This is a genomic window from Streptosporangium sp. CA-115845 (assembly GCF_050943795.1).
GTDB lineage: Bacteria > Actinomycetota > Actinomycetes > Streptosporangiales > Streptosporangiaceae > Streptosporangium.
On record NZ_CP191988.1, the window covers coordinates 6,744,665 to 6,757,798 of the forward strand.

General features: G+C 70.1%; 12 protein-coding genes and 1 riboswitch. Of the genes, 5 read left to right on the forward strand and 7 right to left on the reverse strand.

Going from position 1 to position 13,134, the window contains the following annotated elements; translation table 11 throughout:
* Nucleotides 1-23: 23 nt before the first annotated feature.
* Nucleotides 24-1,532 carry a metallophosphoesterase family protein gene (locus tag ACQP0P_RS32320; RefSeq protein ID WP_433361992.1) on the reverse strand — a complete coding sequence of 503 codons (1,509 nt, stop codon included), beginning with the start codon at nt 1,530-1,532 and terminating at the stop codon, nt 24-26.
* A gap of 314 nt (nt 1,533-1,846) precedes the next feature.
* On the opposite strand from ACQP0P_RS32320, the gene ACQP0P_RS32325 reads away from it, so the two are divergent.
* Nucleotides 1,847-2,257 (forward strand): acyl-CoA thioesterase, encoded by a 411-nt coding sequence (locus tag ACQP0P_RS32325; RefSeq protein WP_433361995.1) that lies wholly within the window; start codon nt 1,847-1,849, stop codon nt 2,255-2,257.
* 61 nt (nt 2,258-2,318) lie between these two features.
* Here ACQP0P_RS32325 and ACQP0P_RS32330 read toward each other — a convergent pair whose 3' ends face one another.
* The gene (locus ACQP0P_RS32330) at nt 2,319-3,902 is read right to left on the reverse strand and encodes an FAD-binding oxidoreductase (RefSeq protein ID WP_433382219.1); all 1,584 of its coding nucleotides are present in this window, start codon (nt 3,900-3,902) and stop codon (nt 2,319-2,321) included.
* 46 nt (nt 3,903-3,948) lie between these two features.
* Here ACQP0P_RS32330 and ACQP0P_RS32335 point away from each other — a divergent pair, with 46 nt between their 5' ends.
* The 4 genes from ACQP0P_RS32335 to ACQP0P_RS32350 all read left to right on the forward strand — a co-directional run bounded on the left by ACQP0P_RS32335 (nt 3,949) and on the right by ACQP0P_RS32350 (nt 7,493).
* Nucleotides 3,949-4,515, forward strand: a complete 567-nt coding sequence (locus ACQP0P_RS32335) for a TetR/AcrR family transcriptional regulator (protein WP_433361998.1) — start codon at nt 3,949-3,951, stop codon at nt 4,513-4,515.
* Nucleotides 4,512-6,017, forward strand: coding sequence for a glycerol-3-phosphate dehydrogenase/oxidase (locus ACQP0P_RS32340; RefSeq protein WP_433362000.1), 1,506 nt, complete (start codon nt 4,512-4,514; stop codon nt 6,015-6,017). The genes ACQP0P_RS32335 and ACQP0P_RS32340 overlap by 4 nt, the downstream gene beginning before the upstream one ends.
* A gap of 110 nt (nt 6,018-6,127) precedes the next feature.
* Nucleotides 6,128-7,072 carry a sucrase ferredoxin gene (locus ACQP0P_RS32345; RefSeq protein ID WP_433362003.1) on the forward strand — a complete coding sequence of 315 codons (945 nt, stop codon included), beginning with the start codon at nt 6,128-6,130 and terminating at the stop codon, nt 7,070-7,072.
* A 106-nt stretch (nt 7,073-7,178) separates the two neighbouring features.
* A complete protein-coding gene (locus tag ACQP0P_RS32350) occupies nt 7,179-7,493 on the forward strand; it encodes a WhiB family transcriptional regulator (protein WP_012893126.1) in 315 nt (104 codons plus the stop codon).
* Nucleotides 7,494-7,624: 131 nt separating this feature from the next.
* Here the strand turns inward: ACQP0P_RS32350 and rsgA are convergent, their stop codons facing one another.
* From rsgA to ACQP0P_RS32375, 5 genes are all read right to left on the reverse strand, one after another.
* Nucleotides 7,625-8,743, reverse strand: a complete 1,119-nt coding sequence (gene rsgA, locus ACQP0P_RS32355) for a ribosome small subunit-dependent GTPase A (RefSeq protein ID WP_433362006.1) — start codon at nt 8,741-8,743, stop codon at nt 7,625-7,627.
* Between the two features lie 334 nt (nt 8,744-9,077).
* Complete coding sequence (gene glyA, locus ACQP0P_RS32360; RefSeq protein ID WP_433362009.1) at nt 9,078-10,334, reverse strand: serine hydroxymethyltransferase; 1,257 nt, start codon at nt 10,332-10,334, stop codon at nt 9,078-9,080.
* Nucleotides 10,335-10,366: 32 nt separating this feature from the next.
* Nucleotides 10,367-10,449, reverse strand: a riboswitch (ZMP/ZTP riboswitch).
* An 8-nt stretch (nt 10,450-10,457) separates the two neighbouring features.
* A complete protein-coding gene (locus tag ACQP0P_RS32365; RefSeq protein WP_433362012.1) occupies nt 10,458-11,369 on the reverse strand; it encodes a YihY/virulence factor BrkB family protein in 912 nt (303 codons plus the stop codon).
* A gap of 179 nt (nt 11,370-11,548) precedes the next feature.
* Nucleotides 11,549-11,947, reverse strand: coding sequence for a YccF domain-containing protein (locus tag ACQP0P_RS32370; protein ID WP_433362015.1), 399 nt, complete (start codon nt 11,945-11,947; stop codon nt 11,549-11,551).
* A gap of 130 nt (nt 11,948-12,077) precedes the next feature.
* Entirely contained in the window at nt 12,078-12,881 is an 804-nt protein-coding gene (locus tag ACQP0P_RS32375) for a TIGR03084 family metal-binding protein (RefSeq protein ID WP_433362018.1), read from the reverse strand.
* Nucleotides 12,882-13,134: the final 253 nt, after the last annotated feature.

The window sequence follows — 13,134 nt, forward strand, 5'->3', positions numbered from 1 at the left end:
GCCGATACGACATTACGGCCGGGTCAGGCGAGCGGTATGACGATCTCGTCCTCAAGCGGGGGCTCGATCTCCTGCGGCAGGCAGCCGGTGGCGGCGAAGCAGCGGATCCGTAGGTCCTCGGGCGTCACCGAGACGTGCAGGAAGCTCTTGAAGAACGGCGGGGTGTCCCAGTCCGACAGCTCCGACAGATAGCGGTGGAAGATCCTGCCCACCGGAAGCCGGAACGGCATCGGCCAGCCGCCGAGGATCCGGGCCGCCCATCTCATCCGCCGGGTGATCGGCACGGCCGGGAGGTCCCGTACCGGGATGTTGCCGATCTGCCGGGACATCAGCGCCGCGCTCTCGTCCGGCGTGAGGTAGAGCCACCGCATGCGCAGCCGGTCGCTGTAGAGCCTGCTGTAGAACGACAACGAGTCACCGCGGAGCGGGTAACACCTGTAGTCGTCCTCGTGCAGGCCGCCGACGGTGACCCTGGGGATGGTGTGGGTGGCGTGCATGAAGGCCCCCGAGCCGCCCGCCACGATGTACTGGATGGTCCGCTGCCCGACCTTGATCGGGAAGCGCTGGTAGTTGTGCACGTCGCCGCCTATCGCCGCGACGTAGTTGTGCGCGGGGTCGGTGACGATGTCGTCGATGGTGCCGCCCCCGGCCAGCTTCGACGGCTTGTAATCGTTGCGGGTGTAGATGGGCTTTCCGGTGATCAGCACCTTGGGCCGGGGATCGCGGGAGACCTCGCGCAGCCAGCCGGCCTGCTCGGAGTCGATGTCGCCGCGAATGCCGGTGTCCACGCCGACGATGAGCAGCCCGGGGGTCTCCATCGCCCAGTAGGGGGCCGGCTGCACGGCCTGCTGCTCGGGTCCTGACCGCCGCTCGCGCGCCCTGGCCAGCCGGGCCTCGTCGATCTTCTCGGGCCTGCGCCAGAGCAGGCCGCGCAGCCCGGAGGGCGAAAGCCTGCCCCCCTCGCTCTCCACCTCCAGCGACGGGGCGGCGCAGAAGACGCGCATGAAGCCGCCGAGCCCGTCGTACCAGTCGTGGTTGCCGGGAATCGCGTAGATCGGCGCCCGGTAGTCCTGGTAGGGGCGGAAGAACTTGTCCTCGTACTCGTTCCCCGAGCCGGTGGGGTAGATCACGTCACTGGCGACGACCGCGAAGGCGGTGTCCTCGCCGATCCTGAGCATGCCCGGCACCACGGCGTACTGCGAGGAGTCGCCCTCCCCGGTGTCACCGAGGACCAGGAAGGAGAACTCGGGACCGACGTCCATCGGGATGCGGAAGGAGGGGTCGGCACCCCGGGCCCGCTGAGAGGCCACCCAGCGCGCCCGTACCTGCCCCGACGGGTCTCCGAACAGGGCCGCGAGGACCTCGTTCCTGGAGCGCCAGACCGTACGCACATCGAGCCAGGAGAAGGGCTTCTGGCTGGGCAGCAGGTCCTCGAAGGCCCCCCTGCGCGTGCAGGACCAGCCCGCGCCCTCCTTGGACACCCGGGAGGAGACCTCACGCCCGCGCTGCGCCGCCCGTCCAACATCGACCATGACCATATCTTGGCAATGATCTTAAGGAGTCGCACCCGGATCGCAGGCAATAAAAGAGGGCGATCCACATCAGAAGCAGCCGAACCGGAAATCGTCGAAGTGCGCGAGGGTGGGCCGGCCCGTTCCGGTCCCCTGGCCGGCAGGCCCACGGCTCCCGGCTCCAGCGGCGCGACCTCGTCGGCGGCGTCGGCCATCCGGGCGCCGTCCGCACCGCCGCCGGGACGCGCGACGAGCCGATACTCCCCTCCCACCGGCCCGCTGCCCGGCTCGGTCCCGTCCCCGCCGGGATCTCGCGTCTGGAATACAGTTCCACCGTGTACGCCTACTGGGAGACCGTTCCGACCAGGTGGAAGGACAACGACGTCTACGGCCACGTCAACAACGCCGTCCACTACTCGATGATGGACACCGTGATCAACACCTGGCTGATCAGGAGCGCGGGCCTGGACATCCACGACGGCGACGCCATCGGCCTGTGCGTCGAGTCGCACTGCGTCTACAGGGCGTCGGTCTCCTTTCCCGAACCCGTCCGGGTCGGGCTGCGGATCGGGCACCTGGGCCGTTCCAGCGTCCGCTACGAGCTCGGACTGTTCCGCGGAGACGGCGAGACGGTCGTGGCCGAGGGCCACTTCGTCCACGTGTTCGTCGACCGGGAGACCCGGCGGCCCGCCGGGATCCCCGGGCCGCTCCGCGAGGCCATGGAGAAGCTGGTGGTCACCGGTTGACCTCCCCTCGCCCGCCGGAAGCCGGAAGGCGCCCCCGGGAGACCCGCCGGAAAGACGGGCCTCAGGAGACGGGCTTCTCCGGGGCGACCAGGACGCCCGGGTTGAGGATGCCCTCGGGGTCGAGCCGGTCCTTGATCCCGCGCAGGATCTCCACACCCAGATCGCCGATCTCGACCGCGTGGGCCTCCCGGTGGTCGCGGCCGACGCCGTGGTGGTGCGAGATGGTGCCCCCGGCCGTGACGATCGCCTCGTTGACCGACCGCTTGGCCGTCTCCCACTGCCCGACGGGGTCGTCGGTCTGCGCCGTGACGACCGTGAAGTAGAGGGAGGCGCCGGTGCCGTACACGTGGGAGATGTGGCACATCACCAGCGGTGAGCCGAGCGAGGCGTGCAGCGAGAGCCGCACGGCCTCGTACAGGCGGGGCAGGTTGGACCAGAATCCGGCGGTCTCCAGCGTCTCGACGGTCGCCCCTGCGGCGAGCAGCGAGTCGCGCAGGTAGGGCGCGGAGTAGCGTCCGTGGGCCCACGACTCGCCGGGGGCGGGGCCGAGGTAGACGCCGCCGAGCCCGGACGCCACGGCGGCGACCCGTTCCCGCAGGGCGGGCACCTCCGAGAAGCCCTCGTACCCGGCGATGGCCAGGCAGCCCGCGTCGGCGGACAGGGCGCCGAGCTCGCTCGGCCTGGCCAGCCCGATCATCGTCTCGGTCTCGTCGGACAGGCGCAGCACCGTGGGCAGGGCGCCCTCCTGGGCCAGGCGCCGCAGCGCGGCCGAGCCCGCCGCGAACGACTCGAACCGCCATCCCTCGTAGACGCGCTCGGCGGGCGCCGGCCGGACGCGGAGTCTCAGGGAGGTGATCACGCCGAAGGCCCCCTCCGATCCGAGGATCACCTGGCGCAGGTCGGGCCCGGCGGCCGAGGCGGGTGCCCGGCCCAGGTCGAGGGTGCCCCGCGGGGTCGCCACGGTCATGCCGACGACCATGTCGTCGAAGCGGCCGTAGCCGGCCGAGGCCTGGCCGCTGGAGCGGGCGGCGGCGAAACCGCCCAGCGTGGCGTATTCGAACGACTGCGGGAAGTGTCCTAGGGTGAGCCCGTGCCCAGCCAGAAGCTGCTCGGCCTGCGGGGCGCGCAGCCCCGGTTCCATCTCGGCGACCATCGACTCGCGGTCGACGGCGACCAGCCGGTTCAGCCGGGCCAGATCCAGCGAGACGACACCGGCGAAGCCCCGCCTGGTCGCGACCAGGCCGCCGACCACGGAGGTGCCGCCGCCGAAAGGGACCACCGCGACCCGGTGCGCGGCACAGGTCGCCAGGACCGCCAGCACCTCATCGTGGGAGCCGGGCAGCACCACCGCGTCGGGCGCGTCGGAGCCGTCTCCGGCGCGCATGCGCAGCAGGTCGGGGGTGGACTTGCCGCGGGTGTGCCGGAGGCGGGCGTCGTCGTCGAAGCGCACGTGGTCGGCGCCGACGACCCCGCGCAACGCGGTGAGGACCAGCGGGGACAGGGCCACGGCGGGCAGGCGGACCTCGCCGAAGTCGGCGGCCCGCTCCCGCGGCGGGCGCACGCCCAGCATCTCGTGGAGCAGCTTGCGGATCGGTTCCGGCAGGTCGGCGGCCTTGGCGGGATCCCCCCAGCCGGACCAGAGCATGGGTTCCGCGACACTCATCGGTTTTTCCACCCCTACACTGTGACATATGACGTCCATCCGTCACAACGCGGCCGCGGAGAGCGGCGACCAGATCCTCGACGCCGCCCGCGAGGTGGTCCTCGCGGTGGGCGTGCGGCGGGCCACGCTCACCGACGTAGCCCGCCGGGCCGGGGTGTCCCGCATGACGATCTACCGCCACTGGCCCGACATGCGCAGTCTCGTCGCCGACCTGATGACCCGTGAGTGGGTGCGCGTCGCCGGCCGGTTCGCCACCGAGGACCCGGTCACCGCGGCGGTGGCGGTGGTGCGGGCGCTGCGCGACCACCCGCTCTGGCGGAAGATCGTCGAGGTCGACCCCGAGCTGCTCCTGCCCTACCTGCTGGATCGCCGGGGCTCAAGCCATGAGGCCATGCTGAGCCTCGTCGAGTCTGCGATCATCGCAGGACAGGACCTCGGCACCGTGCGCCCCGGTGACCCGACGAGGCTGGCCAGGGGCGTGCTGCTGACGGCCCAGTCGTTCCTGCTCTCCGGCCCCACCATGCTGAACCCGCTCACCAGGGACGATCTGGACGCCGAGCTCGCCACGCTCCTGGAAAGGTACCTACGACGGTGAAATCATCTCTCAACGCCGCCCGCCGCGCCCGCGAGCTCGCCGAGGTCCGCGACCTCGTGGTGGACGTGCTGGTGGTGGGGCTGGGCGCGACCGGTGCCGGGGCGGCGCTCGACGCGGCCTCCCGAGGTCTCTCCGTGGCCGCGATCGACGCCCACGACCTGGCGTTCGGGACCTCCAGGTGGAGTTCCAAGATGATCCACGGCGGGCTCCGCTATCTGGCCAGAGGGCAGGTCGGGGTGGCGTACGAGAGCGCGGTGGAGCGCGGCCACCTGCTCGGCCGTACCGCGCCGCACCTGGTCAGGGCGCAGCCCTACCTGCTGCCGCTGGTCCCCGCGGTCTCCCGGCGCCAGGCGGCGCTGGTGATGACCGGGTACCGGCTCGGCGAGGGGCTGCGGATCGCGGCGGGCACACCCCGCCACCTCCTGCCCGGCCCCGTGCGCATCTCCGCCGAGCAGGCGCTCGCCCTCGCCTCCCCGCTGGGTTCGCGCGGGCTGCGCGGCGCCCTGCTGTCGTGGGACGGGCGGCTGACCGACGACGCCCGCCTGGTGGTCTCCGTGGCCAGGACCGCCGCCCGCTGGGGGGCGAGGGTGCTGACGCGCTGCCGGGCGCTGGAGGTGTCCGGCGAGGGCGCGCTGGTCCGCGACGAGCTCGGCGGGGACACCTTCACGATCCGGGCCAGAACGGTGGTCAACGCCACCGGGGTCTGGGCCGCCGGGCTCCACCCGGACATCCGGATGCGCCCCTCGCGCGGCACCCATCTGGTACTGCGACCCGAGGCGCTGCCGGGTCTGGCCGCGGGGCTGCACATCCCGATCCCCGGTGAGAGCAACCGGTTCGCGCTGGTGCTCCCCCAGTCCGACGGGCGGATCCACGTCGGCCTCACCGACGAGCCGGTGGACGGTCCCGTCCCGGATGTCCCGCAGGCACCGGAGGAGGACGTGACCTTCCTGCTCACCGTCCTGAACTCCGTGCTTGAGGAGCCGGTACGGCGTGCGGACGTCGCCGGCACCTACGCGGGGCTGCGGCCGCTGCTCGCCGCCGACGGCCACACCGCCGACCTGTCCAGGAAGCACGCGCTACTGGCCACGCCGGACGGGATGGTGACGGTGGTGGGAGGCAAGCTGACCACGTACCGGCGGATGGCCGAGGAGGCGGTCGACCGGGCCGTGTCGCTCGGCGGGCTCACGGCGGGCCGGAGCCGCACCGCGAGCCTGCCCCTCGTCGGGGCCGTCCGGCCGGACGGCTGGAACGGCAAGGGTACGGACCGGCTCCTGGAGCGGTACGGGAGCGAGGCGGGCGCCGTGCGGGCGCTGATGGTCCGCGAGCCCTGGCTGGCCGAGGCCGGCCCGACCGGGGTCACCGGGGCCGAGCTCGTCTGGGCGGTCAGGCACGAGGGCGCCCTGGACGTGGACGACCTCCTCGACCGGCGGACCAGGATCGGACTCGTCCCCTCCGACCGTGAGGCCGCCCTCCCGCTGGCGCGCGCGGCACTGGCCCACTGACACCACTGACATCGCCGGCGCGCTTTTACCCGCCCAGGATCCTTTTCCCCCTGCGCCACCCCGACCCGACTGTTAGGTTAGTCTTGCCTAACTCGGAGCGAGGAGAGAGTGTGATCACCGGCGGCGCGAACATGGCGAACAGGGCGAACAGGGGATGCGAGCACCCCCGGGGCTGCCATACCGGCGAACTGCCCGTCCACGCCAGCGCGACCGTCGGAGCCCGCTTCTGGCTGCTGATCGAGCACTCCGGCCCCTGGGCCTCCCACCTTGAGGACTGCAAACTTCCCGAGGGCGTTCACACTCTTATCAAACGGGCCACGCGGCTCGGCATCCGGCCTCAACTGATTCGCCGCCCGGGTCGCAGAAACCCCGTGGAAACCGGCATTCACGTCATGGTCGCCGACTCCACCGCCGCCGAGCCGTGGGTCGCCGAAGGCGTCTTCGCAGGTCCGGACGATCTTGACCTTGACAGCGTGGTGGCCGGAGTGGTCCCGGAGTCCTGCATACTTGTGAGTGAGCCGGTTTTTCTGGTCTGCACGCATGCCAAGCGCAACGCGTGCTGCGCCCGCATTGGACTACCCCTAGCTCGGTTCTTGGCAAAATCATTGCCGGACACAGTATGGGAAACATCACATGTTGGCGGCGATCGATACGCCGCCAACCTCGTGTGCTTGCCACACGGGCTTTACTACGGCAGCATGTCTCAGGCTGCTGCGATCGCGGCAGCCAACGCGTACCGGTCCGGTGAGATCATTCTCGACCGTTTCCGGGGACGCGCAGGTATCCCTGAGTCACTGCAGGCCGCTGAGCATTTCATCCGCATTCATACGGGCGAACTCTCGGTTGGCGGAGTGGCCGTGGAATCCTCCAGGTCGGACGGCGCCGTCACCGAGGTATTTGTGCGCGGTAGTGGCGCTCGTTTTCGGGTAGTGGTTGAACCCATGACGCTGACAACGCCATGTGGTACGGCTTGCGCCGATACGATCACTACCTACCGGCTGGTAGCGCTGGACAGGTTGACCCCTGTGCTGTACGCCACGTCCGCGCTGACCTGACCTGAGGGAACATCACGGCCAATCCAGGCGTTGGATCCAGGGACGCCACAAGCGTCCAAATGCGGCATCAACCAGAAATACCTCTCAACTATAAGGTGGTTTTCTCATGTCTCAGGTACGTCGGCAGACCGCCCGGCCTCGGCCCAGCTGGGGCTGGCAGGATGACGCCGCGTGCCGGGGCGAGGACCTCGTGCTCTTCTTCGGTCCCGACGGTGAGCGTCAGCCCGAGCGTGACATCCGCGAACGTAAGGCCAAGGCGATCTGCGCCCAGTGCCCTGTTCGCGCCGAGTGCCTGGACTACGCGCTGTCCCGTCCGGAGAAGTACGGCACCTGGGGCGGTCTGAACGAGGACGAGCGCGCCTCCGAGCGTCGCCGTCGCATGCGCCGCGCCGCCAGCGCCGGCATCAGTGCCGTCGCCTGAGTAGTACCTCCACCCGGCTTCCCCCGCACGTGTGATCTCGCGTCCCCCTTGCGAGATCACACGTTGTCGTGTCGGGCCCCGCACGTGCGGTGTCTGAAGCAGGCCACCGCACGACGGGCGTTTCCCTCGTTTCACGGCCTGCTGCGGCCCGGCTTCCGCATCTCCTTGTGGATGATCTTCCACTTGTTCTGCAGTTCCTTGCGGAGCCGCGCGTCACTTCTGGAGGCCATCCACGCGGCCTCCCTCTGGAGCTTGTTCCAGCTCTCCAGCCGCCGCTCTGGAAGCGTGCCGTCCTCGATCGCGGCGAGCACCGCGCAGCCCGGCTCGCTGTCGTGGCGGCAGTCGCCGAACCTGCAGCGCCCGGCGAGTTCCTCCAGGTCGGAGAAGACCATGTCCACACCCTCGCCCATGTCGTACAGGCCGATGCGGCGGATACCGGGCGTGTCGATGATCAGTCCGCCTTGCGCCAGCGGAATGAGCTCGCGGTGCACGGTGGTGTGACGTCCCCGGCCGTCGCCGGCCCTGACCTGCTGGGTCTCCATGACGCCCGCCCCGGCCAGGGCGTTGACAAGCGTGGACTTGCCCGCGCCGGAGGCGCCGAGCACCACCGCGGTGCGCGTGCCCTCAAGGTATTCGCGGACGATGCCGACCCCCTCCCCGGTGACCGAGCAGACCGGGTGCACGTCCACCCCCGGCGCCGCCGTGGCCACCTCCCTCAGCAGGAAGTCGAGCCCCTCGCCGATCAGGTCGGACTTGGTGACGAGCACCACGGGACGGCCACCGCTCTCCCAGGCGAGCGCGAGCAGCCGCTCGATCCTGCCCAGATCCGCGGTGTCGGTGGCGTGCAGCGCGGGTTCGGCGACGAAGACGACATCGACGTTGGCGGCGAGCACCTGCCCCTGTGAGTCACCTGAGAGCCCGCTCCTGGAGACCCTGCCGACACCGCCACGCACGAACGCGGTGCGCCGGGGCAGGAGCGCCTCCAGCTCGAAGCGGCCCTCGGCCAGTCGGCGGAGCCCGACCCAGTCACCGACACAGGGCAGGGCCACGGGATCGGCGGCGGCTTCGCGCCGCACCCGGGCACCGTAGTCGGCCCGGAGATGACCGGAGGCGGACAGCACCTCGGCGGCACCGCGATCGACGCGGGACACCCGGGCGGGAGTCAGACCGGCGGGGAGTTCGGCGGCGAAGAAGTCGTTCCAGCCGAGCGCGGTGAGAGCGGCCGATGAAGAGATGATTGGCGAAGACAACGTGGGTACACCCTTTTGAAAGGTCGGGTGCCCCGTCGCGAATCGGCTAGGCGGGCACCCGGAGGTTGATGGATGGCATGATCATCAGAACAATCCGCATGATCTCCACCTCCTCGTGGCTCACGGCCGCCCGTCTCTCGAACGACGCCTTCCGGAGAACCATAGCGCAGCCCCTCCCGCCCGGTGCAAACCCATTTTGGCCGTACCGGGGAACGCGTCAGGGCCCCGGGACGCGTGGCGTACCGGGGCCCTGACGGATCCGGCCCTTGAAGATCTGCTCAGCCTCGTCGGCACGGCCCCGAGCGTGCCCGGCGCACCGTCCGCGAGGGCTCGGTCACAGGCCGGGTGCCGGGAAGTGGGAGGTGAGCTCCCTGACCTCGCCGTGGACTCGGGTGATGACGTGCTTGGCCTCGTCCTCGTCCTTGGCCAGGGCGGTGACGACCTGGTCGATCCAGGCGCCGATCTGCCGCATCTCGGCGACGCCCATGCCGCGGCTGGTCACGCCCGCGGTGCCGATGCGGATGCCCGACGGGTCGAACGGCTTGCGCGTGTCGAACGGCACGGTGTTGTAGTTGGTCTCCAGACCCGCCTTGTCCAGGGCCTGGGCGGCGGGCTTACCGCCGATGCCCTTGGGGGTCAGGTCGAACAGGATGAGGTGGTTGTCGGTGCCACCGGAGACCAGATCGAAGCCGCGGCTGCTGAGCTCCTCGGCCAGCGCCTTGGCGTTCAGGACGACCTGGCGAGCGTAGTCCTTGAAGTCGTCGGTCGCCGCTTCCTTCAGCGCCACCGCGATGGCCGCGGTGGTGTGGTTGTGCGGGCCGCCCTGCAGACCGGGGAAGACCGCCTTGTTGAGGGCGGTGGCGTGCTCGTCGGAGGTGGCCATGAGCATGGCGCCCCTGGGCCCGCGCAGGGTCTTGTGGGTGGTGGTGGAGATGACGTCCGCGTAACCGACCGGGGACGGGTGGGCGCCACCGGCCACCAGGCCGGCGATGTGCGCGATGTCCGCGGCGAGCACGGCCCCGACCTCGCGGGCGATCTCGGCGAAGGCCGGGAAGTCGATGGTGCGCGGGATCGCGGTACCACCGCAGAAGATCACCTTGGGTCGCTCACGGAGGGCGATCTCGCGCACCTCGTCCATGTCGACGCGACCGGTGTCCTTGCGAACCCCGTAGCGGACCGGGTTGAACCACTTGCCGGTGGCCGAGACCGACCAGCCGTGGGTCAGGTGGCCGCCGAAGGGCAGGCCCATGCCCATCACGGTCTCGCCCGGCTTCAGGAAGGCCAGGTAGATCGCGAGGTTGGCGGGCGAGCCCGAGTAGGGCTGGACGTTGGCGTGGTTCACCCCGAACAGGGACTTGGCCCTGTCGATGGCGATGGTCTCGATCTGGTCGATGACCTGCTGACCCTCGTAGTAGCGCTTGCCGGGGTAGCCCTCGGAATACTTGTTGGTGAGGACGGTGCCCGTGGCCTCGAGAACGGCCTTGGAGACATAGTTCTCCGAAGCGATCAGTTTGACCGTGTCGGCCTGCCGCCGCTCCTCGGCCTTGATGAGCTCGGCGATCTGCGGATCCACGCCGGAAAGAGCACTCATGCGCCTTCACTCCCCTGTCATCGTCGACATCGCGTGAAGACCCAGGCGCTCGGCCTTCTCGCCCTTCGGCTCCCTGGTGGTCTCTCCACCCTATGCGCCAGTCGCCGCATAGACGATAGCGGACTAACCCATGCGGCTGGCGCGACCTGCGCCGTCGACCGGCCAGAGCCGGTCGACCTCGGCGTTGAGCGTGGCCCCGATGAGCACGGCCAGCGCGGTGATGTAGAGCCAGAGCAGTACGGCGATGGGCGCGGCGAGCGAGCCGTAGATGGAGACCGGGGAGAACCAGGCGGCGAGCACCGCGCGCAGCACGGCGGCGCAGACGATCCAGATGACGAGTGCGAGCACCGCCCCGGGCAGCTCGCGCCACCAGCGCGTGCGTACGGGCACGCTCACGTGGTAGAGCAGGGTAAGGAAGATCACCGAGCCGATGACGACCACCGGCCAGTAGAGGACGTCGACCAGCGGGGCGTAGTCGGTCGGCAGGGCACCGCGCAGCGCGACGGGACCGAGAACGAGCACGGGCATCACCACCAGCCCGATCAGCAGGCCCGCGAGATAGAACCCGAAGGACATCAGGCGGGTGCGGATGATGCCCCGCTCCTCGCCGAGGCCGTAGGCGACCGAGATCAGGTCGACGTAGACGAACAGCGCCCGCGAGCCCGACCAGAGCGCGAGCAGAAAGCCCAGGGAGATCAGCGAGACCTGGTTCTCGGGCTTCAGCACGTCCTCGATGAGCGGGGTGACGACGGTGTCGACGGCGTTGTCCGTGAAGAGCAGGTGGGCCTGCTGGTCGATCCAGTCGCTGACGTTCTTGACGGTCTCGGGGCCGAACACCCGGGTCAGCTGGCCGAGCACGCCGATCAGGCCGAGCATGAACGGCGGCAGCGACAGCAGCGCGAAGAAGGCCGCCTCCCCCGCCAGGCCGGTGACGCGGTAGGTGACGCCCGCGTTCGTGGTGGCGGTGACCAGCGCCCACAGGTCGGTTCCGCGAATCCACGTGAGCGCCGCCAGCAGCCGGGCCCAGACATCCATACCGCGAATCCACGCGAGGCCCGTGCGCAGCCATGTCCCGGGCCCGCGCGAAGGGCGCCGCTTGGGCCCGGGCCGCTGGGCCGGGGCATCAGTGGACGTCATGCCACACAACGGTATTCCTAGCCGTGCTTGATCACGAGTCAGGCGGGCAACGATCGAATCTCACCCCTCTGCCCGGGTTACCGGTGGTAAAACGCCTGGGCGTCGTCGCTGTCGACGATACGGGCGCCCAGCGGCAGCAGGGAGACGGGAATCAGCTTGAGGTTGGCGAGGCCCAGCGGGATTCCGATGATCGACAGGAAGAGCGGGATCGAGGTCAGCAGGTGCCCGATCGCCAGCCAGATCCCGGCCACGACGAACCAGATCACATTGCCGATGGTGGACATCACCCCCGCGTCGGGGTCGCGCACCACGGTCCGGCCGAAGGGCCACAGCGCGTAGGCGGCGATCCGGAACGACGCGATACCGAACGGGATGGTGATGATCAGAACACAGCAGATGATGCCCGCGAGGACATAGCCGATCGCCAGCCAGATCCCCGCGAAGACCAACCAGATGACGTTCAACAGAGTCCGCATATTTACAAGGATGTCAGACAGTGTTTATGGCGACGCTGGCGCGTCGCGGTGAGGCCTCACGGGGAGTCCCTCCAGGCCGTGAAGGCGGGCGCGTCCCTTACAAGGGGTTCTCGGTCCGGTTGGGGTGGCCTTATGTTCGGCTCTCCCCTTGGCCGAGGGGGGGTCTTCCCTTGCCCGGGGGGCCGGCGAAGGCCTGCGCGACCGCCGTCCAGGCCCTCGCGGTCTCGCCGCGTACCAGCAGGGACGTGTCGGCGAGGTGGCGGCGCCGGACCACCAGGAGGCAGAAGTCGAGCATGGTGCCGCGGACCAGATCGGGGACGCCCGGGGGGCCAGCCGCCCACGGCGATCCGTCGGGCATGGTCAGCTCCACCCGCACCGGCCGTGCCGGCGGCTCCAGGCCGCGCACCGCGAAGCCGTACGGCAGGGCGCGTACCCCGAGCGTCGCCACGTGCCTGAGCCTGGCGGTCGGCGCGCGCGTGACGCCGAGCGCGTCCGCCACGTCCTGCCCGTGAGCCCAGGTCTCCATCAGGCGCGCGGTGACGAAGGAGGCGACCGACATGTCGGGCCCGTACCAGGGCAACCTGGCACCGGCGTCCAGCCGGGCGAAGGCCTCCAGACCGCGGGCCCTGGCCTCGCGGAACCAGTCGTGTATCTGGCCGGCGGCCAGGCTGCGCGAGGCGACCGCGAGCTCGTCCACCGCGGAGTCGCCACGGGCCAGGAGGGCGGGCAGGGCGGCACGGAACCCGTCGGGGTCGGTGGCGGAGACGGTGGCGGCGTCGTCGAACCAGGCGAGATGGCTGATCTGGTCGCGCACCATCCAGCCCTCGGCCGGGGTGGCCAGCTCCCACTCCTGCGCGCCGAGCCTGCCGATCATCGCGTCGAGTTCGGCCGTCTCGGCGTGCAGATCCGCCAGCAGCTCGTCCACCAGGCCCATGGCGCCTCCCTGTTCCAGCCAAGGCCAGGGTAACCGAGTAATGTTCTAGAAGGAACAGCGCAGAATGGAGACATGATCTGCCAGGAGTGCAAGGCACGGCGGCACGAGAAGTGTCGAGGGGGCTCGTGGTGCGACTGCCAGCACAAGCCCGCCGACAGGCCCACGGAGTCGGCGATGGGCTGGCCGCGCCAGGGATGACCCGGGCCTCTCGCCCTCGCGTCCAGATTGTGGACCCGACATTGGACATCCAGTG

What these genes read in the sequence shown, in the direction of transcription:
- ACQP0P_RS32320 (WP_433361992.1), bottom strand. Translation starts at nt 1,532, where the DNA reads ATGGTCGATGTTGGACGGGCGGCGCAGCGCGGGCGTGAGGTCTCCTCC.
- ACQP0P_RS32330 (WP_433382219.1), bottom strand. Translation starts at nt 3,902, where the DNA reads ATGCTCTGGTCCGGCTGGGGGGATCCCGCCAAGGCCGCCGACCTGCCG.
- ACQP0P_RS32335 (WP_433361998.1), top strand. Translation starts at nt 3,949, where the DNA reads ATGACGTCCATCCGTCACAACGCGGCCGCGGAGAGCGGCGACCAGATC.
- ACQP0P_RS32350 (WP_012893126.1), top strand. Translation starts at nt 7,179, where the DNA reads ATGTCTCAGGTACGTCGGCAGACCGCCCGGCCTCGGCCCAGCTGGGGC.
- glyA (WP_433362009.1), bottom strand. Translation starts at nt 10,334, where the DNA reads ATGAGTGCTCTTTCCGGCGTGGATCCGCAGATCGCCGAGCTCATCAAG.
- ACQP0P_RS32365 (WP_433362012.1), bottom strand. Translation starts at nt 11,369, where the DNA reads ATGGATGTCTGGGCCCGGCTGCTGGCGGCGCTCACGTGGATTCGCGGA.
- ACQP0P_RS32370 (WP_433362015.1), bottom strand. Translation starts at nt 11,947, where the DNA reads ATGCGGACTCTGTTGAACGTCATCTGGTTGGTCTTCGCGGGGATCTGG.
- ACQP0P_RS32375 (WP_433362018.1), bottom strand. Translation starts at nt 12,881, where the DNA reads ATGGGCCTGGTGGACGAGCTGCTGGCGGATCTGCACGCCGAGACGGCC.